This is a genomic window from Deinococcus depolymerans, assembly GCF_039522025.1.
In the GTDB taxonomy this organism is placed as follows: domain Bacteria; phylum Deinococcota; class Deinococci; order Deinococcales; family Deinococcaceae; genus Deinococcus; species Deinococcus depolymerans.
This window is the reverse complement of sequence record NZ_BAAADB010000012.1, coordinates 220429-239813: the sequence shown is the minus strand read 5'-3', so window position 1 is coordinate 239813 and position 19385 is coordinate 220429. Positions and strand designations below refer to the sequence as shown.

The 19385-nt window shown below is 71.5% G+C and carries 15 protein-coding genes; 4 read left to right on the top strand and 11 right to left on the bottom strand.

The window, feature by feature from the left end:
* The gene (gene ftsH / locus ABDZ66_RS08360; protein ID WP_343757702.1) at window positions 1–1866 is read right to left on the bottom strand and encodes an ATP-dependent zinc metalloprotease FtsH; all 1866 of its coding nucleotides are present in this window, start codon (window positions 1864–1866) and stop codon (window positions 1–3) included.
* Between the two features lie 258 nt (window positions 1867–2124).
* Here ftsH and ABDZ66_RS08355 point away from each other — a divergent pair, with 258 nt between their 5' ends.
* Both ABDZ66_RS08355 and ABDZ66_RS08350 read left to right on the top strand, forming a co-directional pair.
* The gene (locus ABDZ66_RS08355) at window positions 2125–3954 is read left to right on the top strand and encodes a stalk domain-containing protein (RefSeq protein WP_343757700.1); all 1830 of its coding nucleotides are present in this window, start codon (window positions 2125–2127) and stop codon (window positions 3952–3954) included.
* A 229-nt stretch (window positions 3955–4183) separates the two neighbouring features.
* Window positions 4184–5950: a DUF6851 domain-containing protein gene (locus ABDZ66_RS08350; RefSeq protein WP_343757697.1), complete on the top strand. Its 1767-nt coding sequence runs from the start codon at window positions 4184–4186 to the stop codon at window positions 5948–5950.
* A gap of 156 nt (window positions 5951–6106) precedes the next feature.
* On the opposite strand, the gene der is transcribed toward ABDZ66_RS08350, so the two are convergent.
* Window positions 6107–7429: a ribosome biogenesis GTPase Der gene (gene der, locus ABDZ66_RS08345; protein ID WP_343757695.1), complete on the bottom strand. Its 1323-nt coding sequence runs from the start codon at window positions 7427–7429 to the stop codon at window positions 6107–6109.
* 327 nt (window positions 7430–7756) lie between these two features.
* Between der and ABDZ66_RS08340 the strand changes: the two genes are divergently transcribed.
* The gene (locus ABDZ66_RS08340; protein WP_343757693.1) at window positions 7757–8623 is read left to right on the top strand and encodes a sulfurtransferase; all 867 of its coding nucleotides are present in this window, start codon (window positions 7757–7759) and stop codon (window positions 8621–8623) included.
* Window positions 8624–8651: 28 nt separating this feature from the next.
* Here ABDZ66_RS08340 and xseA read toward each other — a convergent pair whose 3' ends face one another.
* Together xseA and crcB are read right to left on the bottom strand one after the other, a co-directional pair.
* A complete protein-coding gene (gene xseA, locus ABDZ66_RS08335) occupies window positions 8652–9872 on the bottom strand; it encodes an exodeoxyribonuclease VII large subunit (RefSeq protein ID WP_343757691.1) in 1221 nt (406 codons plus the stop codon).
* Window positions 9873–10026: 154 nt separating this feature from the next.
* Window positions 10027–10416 (bottom strand): fluoride efflux transporter CrcB, encoded by a 390-nt coding sequence (gene crcB / locus ABDZ66_RS08330; RefSeq protein ID WP_343757689.1) that lies wholly within the window; start codon window positions 10414–10416, stop codon window positions 10027–10029.
* A 78-nt stretch (window positions 10417–10494) separates the two neighbouring features.
* Here crcB and ABDZ66_RS08325 point away from each other — a divergent pair, with 78 nt between their 5' ends.
* Window positions 10495–11412 (top strand): magnesium transporter CorA family protein, encoded by a 918-nt coding sequence (locus tag ABDZ66_RS08325; protein WP_343757687.1) that lies wholly within the window; start codon window positions 10495–10497, stop codon window positions 11410–11412.
* A gap of 72 nt (window positions 11413–11484) precedes the next feature.
* On the opposite strand, the gene ABDZ66_RS08320 is transcribed toward ABDZ66_RS08325, so the two are convergent.
* From ABDZ66_RS08320 to ABDZ66_RS08290, 7 genes are all read right to left on the bottom strand, one after another.
* Window positions 11485–12744 (bottom strand): metallophosphoesterase, encoded by a 1260-nt coding sequence (locus ABDZ66_RS08320; protein ID WP_343757685.1) that lies wholly within the window; start codon window positions 12742–12744, stop codon window positions 11485–11487.
* Between the two features lie 33 nt (window positions 12745–12777).
* Window positions 12778–13578, bottom strand: coding sequence for a nucleotidyltransferase domain-containing protein (locus tag ABDZ66_RS08315; protein WP_343757683.1), 801 nt, complete (start codon window positions 13576–13578; stop codon window positions 12778–12780).
* Window positions 13566–14819 carry an AAA family ATPase gene (locus tag ABDZ66_RS08310; RefSeq protein WP_343757681.1) on the bottom strand — a complete coding sequence of 418 codons (1254 nt, stop codon included), beginning with the start codon at window positions 14817–14819 and terminating at the stop codon, window positions 13566–13568. The genes ABDZ66_RS08315 and ABDZ66_RS08310 overlap by 13 nt, the downstream gene beginning before the upstream one ends.
* Window positions 14806–15450: an RNA ligase family protein gene (locus tag ABDZ66_RS08305; RefSeq protein WP_343757679.1), complete on the bottom strand. Its 645-nt coding sequence runs from the start codon at window positions 15448–15450 to the stop codon at window positions 14806–14808. The genes ABDZ66_RS08310 and ABDZ66_RS08305 overlap by 14 nt, the downstream gene beginning before the upstream one ends.
* A 114-nt stretch (window positions 15451–15564) precedes the next feature.
* Window positions 15565–16131 (bottom strand): nucleotidyltransferase domain-containing protein, encoded by a 567-nt coding sequence (locus tag ABDZ66_RS08300; RefSeq protein WP_343757776.1) that lies wholly within the window; start codon window positions 16129–16131, stop codon window positions 15565–15567.
* 8 nt (window positions 16132–16139) lie between these two features.
* Entirely contained in the window at window positions 16140–16469 is a 330-nt protein-coding gene (locus ABDZ66_RS08295; RefSeq protein ID WP_343757677.1) for a hypothetical protein, read from the bottom strand.
* Window positions 16470–16662: 193 nt separating this feature from the next.
* Entirely contained in the window at window positions 16663–18654 is a 1992-nt protein-coding gene (locus ABDZ66_RS08290; protein ID WP_343757675.1) for a DUF4132 domain-containing protein, read from the bottom strand.
* Window positions 18655–19385 lie beyond the last annotated feature (731 nt).

Here is a 19385-nt window from a genome sequence, read left to right as displayed (position 1 = left end):
CTACGCGGGTCCCGGCGTGAGCTTCCCGGTGGGCGTGGCGGGCTCGACCGTGCGGGTGTCGGGGGCCAGGGGCGCGAGGGTGCCGCCGCCCAGCACGGTCTGCACGTCCTCGCCGCTGAGGCTCTCCCGCAGGACCAGTTCGTCCGTCAGCCGGTGCAGGACGTGGGCGTGCTCGCCCAGCAGGGCCAGTGCCCGCTGAAACTCGCCGTTCAGGATGCGGCTGACTTCCCCGTCGATGGCCTGGGCCGTGCGGTCACTGTACGCGCCCTGCCGCGGGCCGTACCCGAGATACGAGCCGCTGTCCTGCTCCAGGGCCAGCTGCCCGACCTCGCTCATGCCCCACTCGGTCACCATGCGCCGCGCGATGCCGGTCGCCTGCTGGAAGTCGCTGGCGGCCCCGGTCGTGACCTGCCCGGTCGCGACCTGCTCGGCGGCGTGCCCGGCCAGCGCCACGCAGATGCGGTCCAGCAGCGCCGCGCGGGTGTGATGCATGCGGTCCTCGGGGGTGTACAGCGCGCTGCCCAGGCTGCGCCCGCGCGGCACGACCGTCAGCTTGTGCGCCTTGTCCGCGTGGGGCAGGAGCTGGGCGGCGAGGGCGTGCCCGACCTCGTGGTACGCCGTGACCTTCCGGTCCGCCTCCCGCACCACCAGCGACCGCCGCTCCGGCCCCATCAGCACCCGGTCCCGCGCCTCGTCCACGTCCCGTCCCACGATCCGCGTCCGCCCCGACCGCGCCGCCTGCAGCGCCGCCTCGTTCAGCAGGTTCTCCAGGTCCGCGCCCACCATGCCCGCCGTGCGCCGCGCCACCACCCCCAGGTCCACGCTGGCATCCAGCGGTTTCTTCCGCGCGTGAATCCGCAGGATCTGCTCGCGGCCCCGCACGTCCGGCGCGTCCACCACCACCTGCCGGTCAAACCGCCCCGGGCGCAGCAGCGCGGCGTCCAGCACGTCCGGGCGGTTCGTGGCGGCCAGGATGATCACCTCCTGCCCGCTGGAGAAGCCGTCCATCTCGACGAGCAGCTGATTGAGGGTCTGTTCGCGTTCGTCGTTGCCGCCCTGCATGTTCACGCCGCGTTTGCGGCCGACGGCGTCGATCTCGTCGATGAAGACGATGCAGGGGGCGGCCTTGCGGGCCTGTTCGAAGAGGTCGCGGACGCGGGCGGCGCCGACACCGACGAACATCTCGACGAAGTCGGAGCCGCTGATGCTGAAGTAGGGGACGCGGGCCTCACCGGCGACGGCTTTTGCCAGGAGGGTCTTGCCGCTGCCTGGGGGGCCGACGAGGAGCACGCCGTGGGGGATGCGGGCGCCGAGCTGGTGGTACTTCTCGGGGTGGCGGAGGAAATCGACGACTTCCTGGAGGTCCTGTTTGGCCTCGTCGCAGCCGGCGACGTCGGTGAAGTTGAGTTTGATCTGGCCCTCGCTGATGACGGCGGCTTTCGACTTCCCGAACGTGCCTGCCGCGTCCGTCCCACCCCCCTGACGGCCGCGCAGCAACAGGATCACGAGTCCCACGACGAGCGCGGCGGTCAGCAGCAGACTCAGGGCGCCCAGCACGCTCAGCCGCGACGGGGCCGCATACGACACCGTCACGCCCGCCGCCTGCAGCGACGCGAGGTTCAGTGCCGGGTCGGCCGCGAGCGTGCGCGTGCGGTAGCTGCGGCCCCCCTGCAGCATGCCGCTGAGCTGCGCGGTGCCGTTCTGGTACGTGATGGTCACGCTGCTGACCTGCCGGCGCTGCAGGGCCGCCGTGAAGTCCGTCAGGTTCATCTCGCTGTTGCCGGCGCGCGGCATGGCCAGCCCCAGCACGATCAGCAGCAGCACCGCGCTGATCAGCAGCCCCCACAGCCAGGACAGCCGTTTCACGGGCGGCCCTCCGCTCCCTGCCCTGCGTCCACTCCAGCGTTGACCCCGGTCATGGTTCAGTGTATGCCGCTGCGCCGCAGCAGAACTGAAAGCGCGCCCCCCAGTTCCCCGCGCCCGCCGGGGGGCCGCCCCCCCCTCTCCCCCCCAGCCCGGACGGCCGCCGACCGCGCCCCCTGTCTCCTTAACGGTACGGTCAGGCAGCGTCCCGCGGGCCGCGCGGTACAGACACCGGTCAGGCCCAGGCGGCATACTCGGCGGATGCGGTTTCTGCGTTCCCCCTCCTGCCCTTCCGCGCCGCCCGCTCCGGGCCGCCCGCGTCGCCCCGGACGAACGCGGCTGCTGACGCTGCTGGCCCTGCTGGCGCCGCCCACGCAGGGCGGCGTTCTCACGGTCGCCCTCGCGGCGGCCGCGTCGGGAACCGTGCTGGCCGCGCAGCCCACGCTCGGGTCGGTGCAGCTGACCTTCACGGTGGACCAGACCGCCACCTTCGTGAACGGCGAGCCGGCCGCGCTGCTGGCGGCCCCCAGGGTCGTGGGCGGCCGCACGCTGCTGCCGCTGCGCGAGACGGCGGCGCTGCTGGGACAGCCGCTGCTGGGCACGGCCGGGCAGGTGCAACTCGCGCGGTTGAGCGTCGACACCCGCCAGAACAGCGCCGCCCTGAACGGTCAGACGCAGCCTGCCGGGACGGTCACCACGCTCGGCGGGGTGCTGTACGTGAGCGCCCGCACCCTGGCCGACGCCCTGAACGCCAACCTGAGCAGCGACGACGGGCGCACCTTCACCCTCACGGCGCTGCGTGACGGCGGCAACCCGCTGATCCCGCAGGCGCGCTTCAGCACCGACAAGACCGTGTACGCGCCGGGCGAACGGGTCGTGTACACCGAGTACCCCTTCGACCCGGACGGCGCGGACATCACCGCCCGCCGCTGGACCGGCCGGCAGGACGCGTACTTCCAGCCCGGCACGTACACCATCAGCCTGACCGTCACGAACGCCCGCGGGCTGCAGAGCCAGCCGTTCACGCGTTCCATCCGCGTGGAGGGCACGCCCGTCGACACTCCCCTCACGTACGCGCTGAAGTACGGCCAGCCCGGCGATTCCTTCCCGGACCCGCAGATCCTGTCCTACCCGTCCGCCACGCCCACCACCACCGAGTCGCCCAGCTACCCGCTGCTGTTCAGTGACAGCCCCGAGGTGCCCGCACAGAGCGGCGTGCTGTACCAGGACAGCCTCGCGGGCCGCGCGCGCCTGCTGGCCTACCACCTGAACGGCCTGGGCCGCCCCGCGCGGCTGTACGTCATGGCCCGCAACCTCGAGAGCCGGCCCGTCGAGGTGCGCAGCGAACGCCTGGGCGAGACGGCCCCCACCCGCATCGAGGGCATCCTGGGGCAGGTGACGCTGCTGGAGTACTTCGCGTCGGGGGGCGGCACGGTCCTGAACCTGCTGCCCGGCCAGACGGCCGCCGTGTACGCCAGCCCCACCCTGGGCGCCGGGAGCGGCGTGAACGTCATGCAGGACCTGATCACTTCGGGGCGGGTGGAACTGACCTTCCTGATGCTCGAGGACGCCCTGCCACCCACCGCGCAGGTCATGCAGCAGCTGCCGTACCTGCGCCCGGACGGCAAGCACGTGCGCGGCACCTTCCCCGGAGCGGTGCGGTCCCTGCGCGTGAACCTGGGCGCCCTGCCGGCCCGCATCGTGATCGGGGACGGGCGGGTGGATCCGGCCCTGACCGGCACGGACGTCCTGACCGGCCAGGGCGTCCGCCTGAGCGGCAACTACGGCGTGCTGTACGACCTGGAGGTCAACGGTGCGGCCGGCACCGCCGTCGCCCTCAGCCCGCGCGGCGGCCTCTACCGCGGCGCCATGAACATCCAGGACGGCCCGATCACCCAGACCATCAAGCTGCCCCGCACCGGCAACGCCCTGAAACCCGACGAGCCGGTCCTGCTGTGGCGCCCGCAGAGCGACCGGCTGAACATCGACTTCGTGCCCAGCAGCGGCAGCAACCTGCCGGTCAGCCTGGTGTTCTACCGCGCGCGGACCCTCAGCGGCTTCGGCGGGCTGATCAAGACCTACCGGCCCTGATACGGACTCCGATTGAAGGGCTTATAAAGCCATTCAATCCGAGCGGATGCGACTCGGAGAGCTGCTCCGCAGAGTAGGAGAGAAACGGGTTCCGGACGTGGAGTTGACGACCCGGTGAAGTTCCGGATTGTTGGCGAAACAAACGGAATCCGTACGAGCGCTCCACGCGGGGCGCCCGCAGCGTGATCCGCGCCGCAACTGACCGGGAATCCGCCTACACTGACACCAGATGAAGGCCTCCTTAATCTGCACGCCTGCCCGGCGCCGCCTGCTGCTGCTCGGCGCCGCGCTGTGCGCCGGGCTGACCAGCTGCCCCCGACCGCCCCCACCCACCCAGCCCGTCAGCTGCCCCCTGAGCACGCAGGCGTGGGCGGCCATCGAGGCGCCGGGCCACTCGGCGGCGCGCGTGTGGAACGAACTGGCCCTGAACGCCATCCGCAACGTCCTGCCGCAACCCACGGTGCACGCCCGCACCCTGTTCCACCTGTCGGCCGCCATGTACGACACCTGGGCCGCCTTCGACCCGGTCGCGCAGGGCGTGTTCGTGAACGAGCAGCGCGGCGGCACGCCCGCCCAGGTCGAGGAGGCCGTGAACCGCGCCGCGCACCGGGTCCTGAGCGCCCGCTTCACCGCGACCGTCCCGGCGCTCGGCGCGTGCTTCGACGACCGCCTGCGGCACCTGGGCCTGGACCCCGCCGACACCGGCACGCAGGGCGACCGGGCCAGCGCGACCGGCAACCGCACCGGGCAGGCGATCCTGGACCTGAACCGCGACGACGGCTCCAACGAACGCGGCGGGTACGCCGACACCAGCGGCTACCGCTTCGGCAACGAACCCCTGCGCCCCGAACAGCCCGGCGTCACCCTGAACGACCCGGACCGCTGGCAGCGCCTGCTGCTGGCCCAGCCGTTCACGCAGAACGGCATTCCGCAGAGCGGCCCGCAACCCTACATGGGCGCCCACTGGGGCGCCGTGAAACCCTTCGCCATGACCCGCCGGGGCCGCCATTACCACGACCCCGGCCCCGCCCCCAGCCTGAACGACCCGCAGATGCGCGCCCGCTGGATTCCGGACCTGCTGCGCCGCCAGAGTCAACTGGACGACCGCGTGGACACCACGACCGACATCTCCCCGGCCGCGCTGGGCAACAACACGCCGGGCCGCAACGACGGCGCCGGACACCCCCTGAACCCCGCCACCGGCCTCCCCTACCCGCCGAACGTGGTGCGGCTCGCCGATTACGGCCGGGTCATCGCGGAGTACTGGGCGGACGGCCCGCGCGCCGAGACGCCCCCCGGCCACTGGAACGTCCTGGCGAACGCCGCCGCCGACGCCCCCACCTTCCAGCGCCGCCTGGGCGGACGCGGCCCCGAACTGGGCCGCCTGGAATGGGACCTGAAGATGTACCTCGCCCTGAACGGCGCGCTGCACGACGCCGCCATCGCCGCGTGGGACGTCAAACGCCAGACCGACACCGCCCGCCCCATCTCTCTCGTCCGCTTCGTCGCCACGCAGGGCATGCGCGGCATTCAGGACGAGGTGAACGTCCTGGAGGAACGCGGCGGGAAGGCCATGGTGCGCGGCTGGAGTGCCGCCGCCGGCGTCCAGTGGATCGATCCGCTGCGCTGGGTGCCGTACCAGGCGGCCAGTTTCGTCAGCCCGGCCTTCCCCGGCTTCGTGTCCGGTCACTCCACGTTCAGCCGCGCGGCCGCCGAGGTCCTGACCGACCTGACCGGCAGCGCCTTCTTCCCCGGCGGCCTGCACGAGGTCACCGTCCAGCCCGGCGCGCTGCTGATCGACCGGACCAGCAACACCGTGCCCGTGCGCCTGCAGTGGGCCACGTACTTCGACGCCGCCGATCAGGCCGGGCAGTCCTGCATCTGGGGCGGGATTCACATCGAACCCGACGACCTCGCCGGGCGGCGCATCGGGCATCAGGTCGGCCTGGACGCCGTGGCCCTGGCCCGAAAGTACTTCACGGGACAGGCGCCGTGACCGGCGGCAGCGGCGTGACAGGGGGCCGCGCCGTGAACGGCTGACGGGTCATGAACAACTCCCGCCGGAGCGGGAGCAGGTGATGAAACTCATGCGGATTCCGTCTGTTTCGCTGACAACCCGGAACCCGTTTTTCTTCCTCTCGCCTCGCTCGGGTCAATCGTCGTTCTCGGCGTTCTTGCCGCGTTTGTACGGGCCTTTCTCGTTCCACTTGAGGCGCACGGGAATCCCGGCGAGTTGCAGGTCCTCGCGGATGCGGTTCTGCAGGAAGCCCTCGTAGGCGCGGGTGACGAAGTCGGCGCGGTTGCAGAAGATCGCGAACGTCGGGGGCGCGGTTTCCACCTGGGTCATGAAGTACATCTTGAGTTTCTTGCCGTGGAAGTTCGGGACGCTCTGGCGCATCTGCCAGACGCCCAGCCAGCGGTTCAGTTCGCTGGTGGGAATGCGGCTCTGCCATTTCTCGTGGAGCTTCATGGCCTCGGCCAGCATCTCGTGAATGCCGTACTCGTTGATGGCGCTGGTGTACACGCGGGGCGCGTAGCTGATGTGGTGGAGCTTCTGGTTGAGTTCCTTCTCGGTGGCCTTGAGGTCCGAGTCGGGCACGAGGTCCCACTTGTTCACGATGACGATCACGGGTTTGCCGCTGTCGTACGCGAGGTTCGCGAGTTTCAGTTCGTGGTCGCCGAGGTCGCCGGCGTTCACGACCAGCCAGATCAGGTCGCTGCGGCCGATGGCGGCCTGCGAACGCTGGATGGCGTAGTCCTCGACGGCCGTGTCGGGTTTCTTGCGGATGCCGGCGGTGTCGACGAGCACGAAGCGCTGACCGCCGTAGTCCCACTCGACGTCCAGGGAGTCGCGGGTGGTGCCGGGCATATCGGCGACGATGGCGCGGTCGGTCTGGGTGATGGCGTTCAGCAGGCTGCTCTTGCCGACGTTCGGGCGGCCGATCAGGGAGATGCGGATGGGCGCGATTTCCGGGACGTCCTCGGTGTCCTCGGGCAGGTGCTCCATGACGCGGTCGAGCAGGTCGTCGAGCCCGCGGGCGTGTTCGGCGCTGATGGCGACGGGTTCCCCGAAGCCCAGGCCCCACAGTTCGGCCATGTAGACCTCGTGCTTGGGGCTGTCGATCTTGTTCGCGGCGATGATGACGGGTTTGCCGAGGCGGCGCAGCCAGTCGGTGACCTCGTAGTCGGCGGCACTGAGGCCCTCGCGGGGGTCGAGGACGAAGATGACGGCCTGCGCGCCTTCCATGGCCCACTCGGCTTTCTGGCGGATGGCGTCTTCCCACTCGTCGCCGCTCCAGAGGCCGCCGGTGTCGATCAGGGTGATGCGGTGGTTCTGGTGCAGCATCAGGCCTTCCTTGGCGTCGCGGGTGACGCCGGGAAGGTCGGCCACGACGGCCTCACGGCGGCCGATGAGGCGGTTGAACAGGCTGGATTTGCCGACGTTGGGTCGGCCTACGATGGCGACTTTATGCATGTGGACGCTCCTTGCACGGTGTCGGTTCCGCCCCGGGCGCCTGGGGGGTTCCGCCGATTGTCCGCCGCCCCCACTGGGCGGCACGGACCACAGACTTTCCAGTATACAGACCGGCGGCCCCGCGCCCAGACGGCCCGTCACGATTCGCCCGGGAGATGCATGGCGGCGCACATCGCCTGACCGTTCGGGAGGCGTTCCAGACGGCCTTTTTCCGGCGGGCCGCATGAATTTGACAGGCCCTGCATTCCGCGCTATCTTTCAGGAATAACCGCCCATGGGGCGGGTTTTTTGTTTTGAGCCCCGCGCGGCGGGTGTAGCCTGTGGGGCATGACCTCCCACCCACCGCACCCGCTGAAGACCGCCGAGTGGCTGCTGGAGCACGCGCAGGACCCGCGCGTGCGCGTCCTGGACTGCCGGTACGCCCTGAGCGACCCGCTGGTGGGCCGCGTCGCGTTCCTGGCGGGGCACGTGCCGGGCGCCGTCTACGCCGACCTGGAAACGGACCTGAGCGGTCCCGTGCAGCCCGGCGGCGCGGGCGGCCGTCACCCGCTGCCGGACCCGGACGTGCTGGCCGGGTGGCTGGGCGGCGTGGGCGTCGGGAACGACAGCGTGGTCGTGTGCTACGACGACCCCAGTACCGGGCAGGGGTTCTACGCGGCGCGGGCGTGGTGGCTGCTGCGCTGGCTGGGGCACGCGCAGGTGTTCGTGCTGGACGGCGGCTGGCCCGCATGGCAGGCGGCAGGCGGCGCGGCGGATACCGCCGAGGCGACCCACGCGCCCACGACCTTCACGCCGCGCGTGCAGCCCGGCATGGTCGCTGGCGCGCAGGACGTGCAGGCCCGCACGCCGGGCACGGTCCTGATCGACTCGCGCGCCCCGGCCCGCTACAGGGGCGAGGTGGAACCCATCGACCGGAAGGCCGGGCACATCCCGGGCGCCGTGAACCGCGACTGGAGCGGCGTGCTGGACGGCGCGGGCCACTGGCGCAGCCCAGAGGTGCTGGGCGTCCACCTGAACGCCGGGAACTCCCCCACCATCACGTACTGCGGCAGCGGCGTGAGTGCCACACCGAACCTGCTGGCCCGCGAACTGGCCGGCGTGCCACTCGGCCCGGACAACCGCCTGTACGCCGGATCCTGGAGCGACTGGATCAGCGACCCGACGCGGCCAGTGGCCGTGGGCGCGGAGGACTGAACGGGCGACCACACCTGGGCCAGGGTGGTCATTCCCCCTGCGCCGGGCGGTCGTCTGCCGTGACCGGGACGGTGCCGTCCGTCCATTCGAGCGTGAGGGTGTCCCCGGCGCGGACCTGCGCGACGCGGGTGACGGGCTGCCCGTCCGCGCCGCGCACGAGGGCGTACCCGCGTGCCAGGGTGCGCTGCGGGGTGAGGCCCAGCGCCTGACGCATCAGGGCGTCCACGTCCTGCGCGGCGCGGTCCACCTGCCGGCCGGCGGCGGTGCGGGCGCGGTCCAGGGCCCACTGCGCGCCCGCATCGGCGTCCACGAGAACCTGCGCGGCGTGTGCGCGGACGGTGCGGGCGTCCTCCTGCGCCTGCGCGGCGGCCCCCGCGGCGGTGCGGACGATCAGGGCGGCGGCCTTGCTGGGCGTGTCGGTGCGAGTGTGCGCGACCTCGTCGGGCAGGGTGTCGTCCCGCGCGTGCCCGAGGCCCGTGATGACCGGCGCGGGAAAGGTCGCCAGGGCGCGGGCGAACGGCAGGTCGTTCAGCCACGCGAGGTCCGTGACCGCCCCGCCACCCCGGAGGACGACCAGGGCGTCCAGCGGCTCCTGCGCGTGCAGGTCGGCGGCCACCTGCACGGCGCGCAGCAGGCTGGGCGCGGCGTCGCGGCCCTGGAAGGTCGCCTCCAGGTAGACGGGGCGCAGCACCCCGGCGGCCTGGAGCGGGTCGATCTCGCGCCGGAAGTCCCCCAGGCCCGCCGCGCCGGCCGGGGCGATCACGGCGAAGCGGTCGAAGTCGGTGGGCGCGGGGTGCAGGCGGTTCAGGCCGTACACGCCCTCGCGCACCAGCGTCTCGCGCAGGGCGTCCAGGCGCAGCGCGGCGTCGCCCAGCGTGAATTCCGGCGCGATGTCCAGCACGTTCAGCGAGAACCCGTACTGCCCGTGGAAGGTCGCCTCGCAGAACAGCAGCACCTTCAGGCCCGCCGTGAGGGTCCCGCCGGTCGCGCGGCGGAACTTGCCTTCCAGACTGAAGCGTTCCCGCGCCCAGACGGTCGCGCGGCACTTGGCGATCTCGCCGTCCTCGCCGGCCTGCACGAGGTCCAGGTACAGGTGGCGGCGGTCCGTGACGCTGGCCACCTCGGCCCGCACCCACACCGCGCCGGGCACGCCGCGCGCGATGACCTGCCCCACGTATGCCAGCAACTCCGACAGTTCCAGGAACTGCTCGGGCGGCCGGACCGCTTCGGTCTTCTTGCGGCGCGTCATACGGACTCCGATGGAATGGTTTGCAAAAACCGTTCCATCCGAGCGGATGCGACTCGGAGAGCTGCTCCGCAGAGTGGGAGCAACACGGGTTCCGGACGTGGAGCCGGCAATCCGGTGAACTTCCGGGTTGTTAACGAAACGGACGGAGTCCTTATCACAGGCGACCCCCCAGCACGCGCCCCGCGACGGCGGCCAGCAGGCCCAGCGTCACGCTGAGCAGCGCGTAGGCCAGCGCCGCCGCACCCTGCCCGCGTCCCAGCAGGGTGTCGAGGTCCACGCTGAAGGTGCTGAAGGTCGTGAAGGCACCCAGCACTCCGGTCCCGAACGCCAGTCGCGCCGCGTCCGGCCAGACGCCCCGCCCCACCAGGGTCAGGGTCAGGCCCAGCAGGAACGAGCCGAGCACGTTGATCAGCAGCACCGTCACGGGCAGTCCGCCCCGGTTCAGCAGCGGCCCCAGCGCCAGCCCGGCGCCGTACCGCGCGGCCGCGCCCAGCGCTCCACCGGCCATCACCCACACCCACGCACCCATGCCCGCAGCCCTCATGCACGCAGCCCCATCCAAGCAGCATAGAGCAGCGGGGCGCGTCGTTCCCGGCACGCCGGGTCTGCCATGCTGGGCAGCATGATCCGTGTCAAACAGCTGGGCAGCGGGGAGGACCAGCCCTGGACCGGGCAGGGCAGCGGCGTGTGGGTGGACGCGCAGAACCTCGGCCCGGACGACCTCGCCTCCCTGCGCGCCACCTTCCCCCTGAACCCCCTGGCCATCGAGGACGCCCTGGAACAGGGCCACTGGAGCCGCGCCGAGGTGTACCCCGAGCATTCCTTCGTCACCGTGCGGTCCTTCGCGCGGCCCGAACAGGCCGACGAGTTCACGGAACGCCTGAGCATCTTCACGTTCCCGGACGCCGTGCTGACCATCAGCAGCGGCGGCACGCGCGCCCTGAACGCCGTGTGGCCCCTCACCGGCCGGGACAGCGTGAACACCCCACAGGAGGTCACGTACGAACTGCTCGACCACACCGCCGACACCTTCTTCACCACCGCCGACGCGCTGGAAGAACAGGCGGACGACCTCGAGGAACGCGTGTTCCAGAGCCGGCGGCAGAACCCGGTCCCGGACGTGTTCGAACTCAAGCACCGCATCGGGCAGGCCCGGCGGCTCGCCACGGACGCCCGCGAGGCGACCGCCCTGCTGGGCCGCCACGCCGGCGGCAGTCCCGCCGACCTGGTGCGCTACCGCGACGTGCAGGACTCCTTCACCCGCGCCGCCGGCCGCCTCGACAGCCTGCGGGACCTGCTCACCAGCCTGCTGGACCTGCACCTGAACCTGCAGAGCCAGCGCATGAACGAGGTCATGCGCACCCTGACCGCCGTGAGCGTGGTGTTCCTCCCCCTGACCTTCCTGGCGGGCGTGTGGGGCATGAACTTCGAATTCATGCCGGAACTGAAAAGCCCCTACGGGTACGCGCTCGCCTGGGCGAGCTTCCTGCTGATCGGCGGCCTGCTCGCCGCGTACTTCAAACGGCGCGGCTGGTGGTAAGGCAGCGGATGGCGGATGGCGGATGGCGGATGGGCAACAGCGTGTGCGCGGTGCCTCTGGCCCCGTCAAGGGCTACCCGCTACCCACTTCCCACCCCCCACTCTCCCCTTCCGGCACGGGCAGGGGGCGGGGTGGGGGGGCGTACACGGCGCGGGCGGGCACGCTGAGGGTGGTGCGTTCCGGGTAGCGCAGGGCGCTCAGGTGACCGCCGAACGCGCAGCCGGTGTCCACGTTCACGGTGTTGCCCTTCCAGCGGGGCGCGGCGTGCGGGGTGTGGCCGTACACGACCAGGGCCGCGCCGTGGTAATCGGCGGCCCAGTCGCGGCGGATCGGGAGGCCCAGTTCGTCCCGCTGGCCGTTCACGTCGCCGTACAGCGCGAAACTGCGCACGCGACCGCCGCCACGCCCGTGGTAGTGGGCGGGCAGCCCGGCGTGCGCGACGATCAAAGCGCCGCCGTCCAGCACCAGTTGCGAGGGCAGCGTCTCGATGAAGGTCCGCACCTGTGCCTGCACGTCCGGGCCCGCCTGTTCCAGTTGCGCCAGGGTGACGTCCAGGCCGTGCATGGGCCTCACGGCCTTCCCGGCCAGCGCACGGCAGAGTTTCTCGTCGTGGTTGCCGGGCACGCACAGCGCCGCGCCGCCCGCGACCATGCCCATGACGAGCCTCAGGACGCCCAGGCTGTCCGGCCCGCGGTCCACGAGATCCCCCACGAACACCGCCGTGCGCCCCTGCGGGTGCCACGCGCCGCCGCCACTCAGGTCGTAGCCCAGGTCACGCAGCAGGTCCCGCAGTTCCGGCAGACAGCCGTGCACGTCACCGATCACGTCGAAGGGGCCGGTCAGGTCGCGGCGGTCCCCGCGCAAGAGCGTGCGCCGCAGCGGCAACGTGCGCGCCTGCTCGTCACTGAACAGCACCTGCTCGTTCCGGAAGCCCTCGGCGTGCAGGCCCCGGCGGGTGCGGCGCAACTCGGCCACCTGCGCCGCCACCACGTCCGCCGGGGCGGCGGTGCGGGCCTCCAGCACGGCGCGCGGCAGGTCCAGCACCACCGGCACGGGCTTCACGTCGTGCGCCCGGGCCAGCGCCGTGACGGGCACGCGGTCCACCGGGCGCACGAACAGGCCGTCCAGCACCGCCAGCCGTCCCGCCGCCAGCCTCTCCCCCGCCGCCGAGAGCAATGACGGCACGTCCGGGTAGTCCGCCTGCGCGAACACCTCCTCCGGCGCGAAGTGCCGCGCGGCGAGGGTACTTTTGCCCGCGCCGTGCGCGCCGATCAGGACAACCAGGGACAGGGCGGGAACCGTCAGTTCGGTCAGGGCGGGCTCGGCGGACACGCCCCGTATCCTCGCACACGCCGTGCCGGAAGGTCAGACAGGGCTGCCCAGCCGCGCCCGCACCACCAGTTCACTCACGGCGCGGCGCACGTCCTCCGGCACGGCGTCCGGCAGGTGAGTCGTGGATTTTGCGGTCTCCAGTGCCTGCACCAGCCGCGCGTGCCCGGCGCGGTACACGTCCAGCGGTTCCGGGAGGGGCTCGGCCTCGCGCCCACCGCGTTTCAGGGCGATCAGGTCGGCCAGGAACGGCAGCCGCGCGTCGGCGTTCAGCACCTCCAGGTTCGCCTCGATCACGCCCGCGCGCATCAGGTGCAACCCGGTCAGGACCGTGCGGAAGGCGTACAGCAGCGGCTTCACGCGCGGCACGGGTTCCCTGGCCAGCAGCTGCCACTGGTTCGCCGTGAACCCCAGGTAGTGGTGCGCGTGCCAGCGCGTCAGCACGCCGGGGGCCAGCGCGATCAGTTCCGCGTGCAGGGGCGTCGTGTGCACCACCAGCGGCGACAGCAGCTGCTCCAGCACGTACCCGTTACGGGTCAGCAGCAGCCGCGCGAACTTCCGGACGTCATGCGACACCAGATCGAGCTCCACCACCCCGTCGTCGCGCTCCAGCGAGTACGTCTCCGGCACGTCCTCCAGACCCAGCACCTCCCGCAGCGGCAGCACGTGCCCGCCCCGCAGGTCCCAGTCGCTGTCGGGACTGGGAAACCCGTACAGGTGCGCCCCACTGACCGTCGCGAACACCAGCGGGAAGGGATGCGCCTGAACGGCGGCAGGCAGCTGCGGCGGGAAGGTCACGGGGTCCATCTTGACAGCGGCGATTTTTACAGGGTGCATGATTCACCGTCCGGGGTGAACAGTGTGACCTTGTGGGCCTCGGTCGCGTCCGGGAATTCCAGGGCGTTCAGTTGCGCGGCCAGCACGGCCGGCGGCACCGGTTCCGGGCGGGCGGCATTGCGGGCCGTGAACACCGCCGGAGGCGTCCAGGCCACGTGAATGCGGGTCAGTGCGCCGTACGCCTCGCCCAGGGCCAGTACCTGCGAACGCTGATCCCGGCGCAGGCTGGTGGCGTCCCACACGACGTGCGCGCCGCGACGCAGGCCTGCCCGGATGGCCTCGCGGGCGGCCTGCATGACCTGCCCGTTCACCGTCTGGTCCGTGTGGTCGCGGCCCAGGCGGGCGCGCAGGGCATCCAGGCTGACCACCTGCGCGCCGGAGTCGGCGCGGCCCAGCGTGCTCTTGCCACTGCCGCTCGGGCCGCACAGGACCGTCAGGCGCGCAAAGCCCCGCCGGGCGGCGTCCTGCACGCGCGCCGCCGCCTCATGCGGGGTGTGGATCACGCCCGCCTCCCAGTCCCGCAGTCCCCGGCCCAGCGCCAGGGCGTGCAACTCCGGGGACGCGCCGGGCAGCAGGGCACGCACCTCCGCGCGGAACGCAGCGTACGGATCGCCGGTCTCCCACACGCCCAGTTCGCGGGCGGCGAGTTCCAGCAGGTCGGCGGTGTCCTCGCCCCGTCGCGCGTCGCCGCTCAGGACCACGCGGCCCCGCGCGTCCGCCCGTGCCAGCAGCACCAGCAGGGGCAGCGGCACGCGCCGCGCCAGGGCTGGCACGCCCCGCTCCAGGTTGCCGTCCAGCGCGCGGTGCAGGCTGTGATGGGCGGCCACCAGCCGCAGCACCGTCAGGATCAGGCGGGGCGGCAGGCCCGAGTCCAGCAGGCGGTACGACAGGTGATCCCGCCCCCGCCGCGCATGCCGGGGCGACCGCAGGCGCACCGCGCCCGAGTCGTCGGTCTCCGCGCGGGTGGTCAGGGCCTTGCCGGTATCGTGCAGCGCGGCCGCCAGGATCAGGGCGGCGCGGTCCTCGCCGGTCAGGCCAGCCTCGTCGGCCAGCGCGTGGGCGTGCGCCACCACCAGCGCCGAGTGGACCGCCACGTTCCCCTCGGCGTGCCACTGCGCGTCCTGCGGCGTGTCGCCCAGCCGGTCCAGCAGCGGCACGAACGGACGCAGCGCCGCGTGAATCACCGGGAACGGCAGCCGCTCTCCCGCACCCAGGCGGGCGGGCAGGTCAGCGGCCCGCATCGTCCTCATTCCCCTGTCGTAACCCGTTCGCCTTCACGGGCCTGCTGAGCCAGTGGGCGTCGGTCTGCACGTGCCCGGCACGCACGAATTTCGCCACGCGGCACGGAAACTCCGCGTACGGTATCTCGCCCGTCACGCGCACCACGTAGCCCTCCATGCGCTGGGAGTCGACCGGAAGGGCACGCAGGGCCGCCTCGTTCCACACGCCCCGGTACAGTTCGCGCGGGGTGGGCACGCCCAGCCGGTCTGCCCAGGCCCGCACCTCGTCCCACGGGCGGGACACGTTGTGTTCGTCCCACACGCTGAACAGGTAGAAGTACCCGTCCAGCGCGTCGTAGCGCAGGCTGTGCACGGCGTACACGTTCTCGCCGCACAACCGCCAGCCCGCCGGGATCTCATGCCCGAAGCGGCCGCGTTCGGCCTTCACCCACGTCCGCGACGGGTGCGGGCGCGTATCGAGACTGCGGGCGTGCAGGTCATCTCTGTACAGGCTGGTGTTCTCGCCGTCGAGTTTCTCGGTCACGACGACCTCGCGGCCCAGGAAGCCGTTCAGGTCAAGGATCAGGCGGTCATCGTTCTGCAATCCTGGCGACCAGGGCAGGTGGGGGGTGGACGGGTACTTGATTCGCATGGGTTATCACCGCCCCGCAGCCTACGCACGCGCGGGCGGCGCGGCATCCGCCATCTGCGGCGGGGGCGTAGGCCTCCTGGCCCAGGTGTGCCGGGGTGTGCCACCTGTCCTGCACTACCAGTCCAGCGCCGCGCGCCGCGCCCCGATCAGCCAGTCCTGCGCGGCGTCATGGTCGGGACGTTCGGGCAGATCCGTCTCCGCGAAGGCCCGCTCGAAGTCGCGGTGCAGTTCCTCCCGCCACGCCCCGGCAGCCTCCCAGGTCAGGTGCCCGCTTTTCACGGCCAGCAGCCCTTCGCGGTGCGGGCCGACGTCCACCATGACCTCGCCGGTCCGCAGGGCGTGCGCGCCGCTGATCAGCAGGCGCAGCAGGTGCATGGCGTGCTTGGGTCGGACCTCGCCGTGCCGCTCGCGGTCCGCCTGGAGGCGGCGGAACTGCGCGCGGACGTACTCGCCGTACGTGACGTACATCAGGCGACTCAGGAACGCGCCCCGGATGTCCAGCAGCGCCTGCGCGACCGGCGTGACCTGCACGGGCATGGGCGAGAACAGCACCTCCAGCACGTTCGGGTTGGCTTTCAGGGCCAGCCGCACGAACTTACGGGCCTCCCAGTACACCTCCTCGGTGCCCGGCCCCGGCCCGGCCGGCGAGGCGAACTCCAGCTGCTCGGGCGGGTCGCTCAGGCCCCAGGTCAGGCGGGCGGGCGGCAGGTAGAACCCGCGCAGGTCCGTGTCGCTGGCGTCGTGTCCAGCCCGAAAGCGCGACTGCCCATCACGCAGGCGTACTGCACGAACGGCCGCAGGTCCCCGCGCACGGGGGGCAGGGCCTCCAGGGCGGCCCGCTCGACCTTCAGGTGCACGCGGTTCACGGCCCGCACGCGGCCCCCGAACTGCACGTCGTACACGCTGCCACCACCCGGAACGATCACACGCGCGACGATCACGCCCGCCGCGCCCGGCGGCAGGTCCCCCTGCGCGGCATGCAGGGTCACGCGGGTACCAGTGGGCAGGTCACGGGTCATGCCCGCACGCTAGCTGGCGGCGGGGGGTCGCAGCATCCGCCATCCGGCGCAGGCGAAGGGAGCAATAAAAAAAACCGCCTAGCGGGCGGTGATGTCCAAGAATATAGCGCGGTATGCAGGGACGGTCAAGATATGCGGGCGGGAGCGGGTCACGCACGCTGCATGACCCGGTCCCGGTTGGAGGCGAGGGCGTTCAGCGGGCCAGCTGGTTCAGGATCACGGGGTCGGTGATGGCGGTATCGTCGGCCAGCAGGAACGCCTTGCTGAGTACCAGGGACAGCACCCGGTCCCCGTCGAAATCCACGTCCGGGCCACTGCCCTTGCCGCCGGGGATGATGCACAGGTACTGGTCGTTGGGTTCCATCAGGATGTTGCTAGACCCCAGATGAATGCGGTACGCGCGCCGGTCGCCCTGCACCCGCAGGAACCGGCCATCCAGTGAGAGGCGGTCCCGGATTTTCAGGCGCGGAATGAGGCGTTCGAGGTACGCGGCGCGGGTCCTGGCCGTCTCGTTCAGTTCCCCGAAGGAGTACGACTGCCAGTACTCCCGGAAGCGGCCGCCCGGACCGCCGTCCTGCCACGTCGGGTCATTGCCGACGGACGCGACGCCCACGAACAGGTCCACGTCCCGCAGCACCTCCGACAGCACCAGCGGCGGGATGTCAGCCAGCGGCAGCGGATTCAGGGGCTGCTGCGCCTGATTCACCCACATGCTGTACCCGCCACCCCCGGCGTGCGCGTGATTCTCTGGCGCGGCCAGCGGGTAGAAGCGCACCTGATCCGTCGTCAGGCGCAGGTACGCGCCGGACTCCGTGCTGTCCGTCCCGTAGTCCTCGCCGACGCCCTCGATCCAGTACTCGGCGCGCAGGCCGTAGGCGGGCAGGTCACGCATGGCGGGCGGGTAGGAATCGTCCACCATCAGGCGCAGGCGGTTGCGCCACCCGCGCAGCGCCGCCAGCGCATGGAACTGATGCTGCCTGAGAATGTGCCCCGCGAAGCGGTTCGAGTACGTGCCCGTACGCCGCTCCGCGTCCGTCAGCACGTACACTTCACGCCACGCCTGCTTGAACGGCTGCCGCACGTCCAGCGCCTCCAGCCGCGCGCGCCACGCCAGCACCTCATCCACGTTCCGCCCGATCGGGTGCCACAGCGCCACGACCGAGGTCAGCGCCACCGCCACTGGCTCGCCCTGCACGTCCCGCAGGTCACCCTCAGCCCACAGCGCGGGCAGGCCGTCCACCAGCCAGATCAGGCGGCGCGCCACCGTCCCGGCCAGCGGGTGATTCAGATACCGTTCCAGCCACGCTGCGCCCACCCAGGTGCGGGGTTCGATCATCAGCGCGTCCAGCCGCTGCGCCAGGGCCGCCGTGACCTGCTCGGCCTCCTTCTGCGCGGCCTTCAACTCCTTCAGGTCCTCCGCGAAGTCCTTCTTCACGGCCGCCGGCACGCTTTTCAGCGGCTTACCAGCGCGGGAGAACTCCAGATGCGCGCCCCGCGCGTCCACGCTCAGCCGCACCTGCACGTCCCCCAGTACCTCCACCCGCTCGCCGACCACGCCCAGACCCAGGGTGGGCGTGCCCAGTTCCAGCAGTTCGTCCGGCGTCACGTTCAGGCGCGCCGCCACCACATCCAGCGCCTTGCGCACCTCCTTCAGCGTGCCCTTGAACGTCACGGTCGTGTTCAGTCGCGCCAGCGCCGACAGCGCCGCCCCAGACTCCGTGCGCGACAGCGCGTACACCGCCGCGTTCGCGATCTTCGGCGCGCGCGGCCCCACGCCCGGCACCTTCCGCAGCGCCGCCTCTGCCACACCCGCCACCGCCCGCGTCAACGCGTCATCCGCCGCCAGCGGCACCATCCACAGCAGCCCCTTCAGGGACAGCGCGTTGAACTCGTCCAGCAGCAGGTTCGGATCACCACCGTACTGTCCGGGATTCAGGCGGAACGTCCGGGGCCTGGACAGCAGCGGCAACGCGTCCGTCAACACCTCCCGGAAGGGCGCCGCCCCGACCGCCTTCACGTGCGCTCCGGCATCCCTGAGCCACTTCGCCGTGGGTTTGCCCGCTGTCGCCGTGCGCGCGAACGCCATCAGCGCAGGCCACGGCTCCCGCCGCTCCGGGGGCAGGGCGTCCAGGCGAGCCAGCACCGCATCCGACCACGCCTCACCGGGATTCAGTTCCGGCGTCAAGATGTTAGAAACACTGCTCCACCACGGGTACTTTTCAGCCGTTGGTCCCCAGTAGGTCACCAGTGCCGAGCGCCGCGCTGCGGCCAGGGCCAATGGGGACAAGATGGCGGTCTTGGTGGCCCTCTGTACCAGGGCAGGCAGGAATGCCTTGGTGGACACATCGGCGTAGGCACTCAGAGGGGCGGCCTCCGGTTCGACCCTGACAGCCAGGATACGGGCGATCTCGTCGTCGCCAATTTCCTGAAGCAGGTGGGGAAGTGCCGTGTCAGACGCTGTCTTCCAGGCGTTGGGAGCTTCCCTCCACCCCACCTGTGGCGGCGCCGTCTGAGGATGTGCAGAGGTGTGAAGGTCAAGGACCCGGCCCAGCAGGTAGCCCTGCTGACCCGCTGGGATGCTGGGGAGCGGGGGGGGCTGCCGCACCTGAGACGTGTCATAGCGTCCAAGGCGCACCTGTTTCACGAGCAGGGCCAGCCATAGATTCGCCGCGTCCTCCCCGGATGCGTCAGCGAGTCGCTGTTCCAGATCACGCAGTTCGTCCAGGTGACGGACGGCCGCTGTGGCGGCGACCCGCAGCGGAGCGGTTTCATCCGCCGCAGCGTGGCGCAGACGGGGCAGCAGAAGCCCCTGCACCTCGGCGGTGAGGCCGAACCATTCGTGCAGGAGGGTCGTCGCAGGTGGGGTGAAGTGCTGCCACGCGGTCATCACGCACCCGGCGACCAGCTCGGGTTTCA

What these genes read in the sequence shown, in the direction of transcription:
- ABDZ66_RS08325 (WP_343757687.1), top strand. Translation starts at nt 10,495, where the DNA reads ATGATCCGTGTCAAACAGCTGGGCAGCGGGGAGGACCAGCCCTGGACC.
- ABDZ66_RS08295 (WP_343757677.1), bottom strand. Translation starts at nt 16,469, where the DNA reads ATGACCCGTGACCTGCCCACTGGTACCCGCGTGACCCTGCATGCCGCG.
- ABDZ66_RS08350 (WP_343757697.1), top strand. Translation starts at nt 4,184, where the DNA reads ATGAAGGCCTCCTTAATCTGCACGCCTGCCCGGCGCCGCCTGCTGCTG.
- crcB (WP_343757689.1), bottom strand. Translation starts at nt 10,416, where the DNA reads ATGAGGGCTGCGGGCATGGGTGCGTGGGTGTGGGTGATGGCCGGTGGA.
- ABDZ66_RS08310 (WP_343757681.1), bottom strand. Translation starts at nt 14,819, where the DNA reads ATGCGGGCCGCTGACCTGCCCGCCCGCCTGGGTGCGGGAGAGCGGCTG.
- ABDZ66_RS08355 (WP_343757700.1), top strand. Translation starts at nt 2,125, where the DNA reads ATGCGGTTTCTGCGTTCCCCCTCCTGCCCTTCCGCGCCGCCCGCTCCG.
- xseA (WP_343757691.1), bottom strand. Translation starts at nt 9,872, where the DNA reads ATGACGCGCCGCAAGAAGACCGAAGCGGTCCGGCCGCCCGAGCAGTTC.
- ABDZ66_RS08340 (WP_343757693.1), top strand. Translation starts at nt 7,757, where the DNA reads ATGACCTCCCACCCACCGCACCCGCTGAAGACCGCCGAGTGGCTGCTG.
- ABDZ66_RS08305 (WP_343757679.1), bottom strand. Translation starts at nt 15,450, where the DNA reads ATGCGAATCAAGTACCCGTCCACCCCCCACCTGCCCTGGTCGCCAGGA.
- ABDZ66_RS08315 (WP_343757683.1), bottom strand. Translation starts at nt 13,578, where the DNA reads ATGCACCCTGTAAAAATCGCCGCTGTCAAGATGGACCCCGTGACCTTC.
- der (WP_343757695.1), bottom strand. Translation starts at nt 7,429, where the DNA reads ATGCATAAAGTCGCCATCGTAGGCCGACCCAACGTCGGCAAATCCAGC.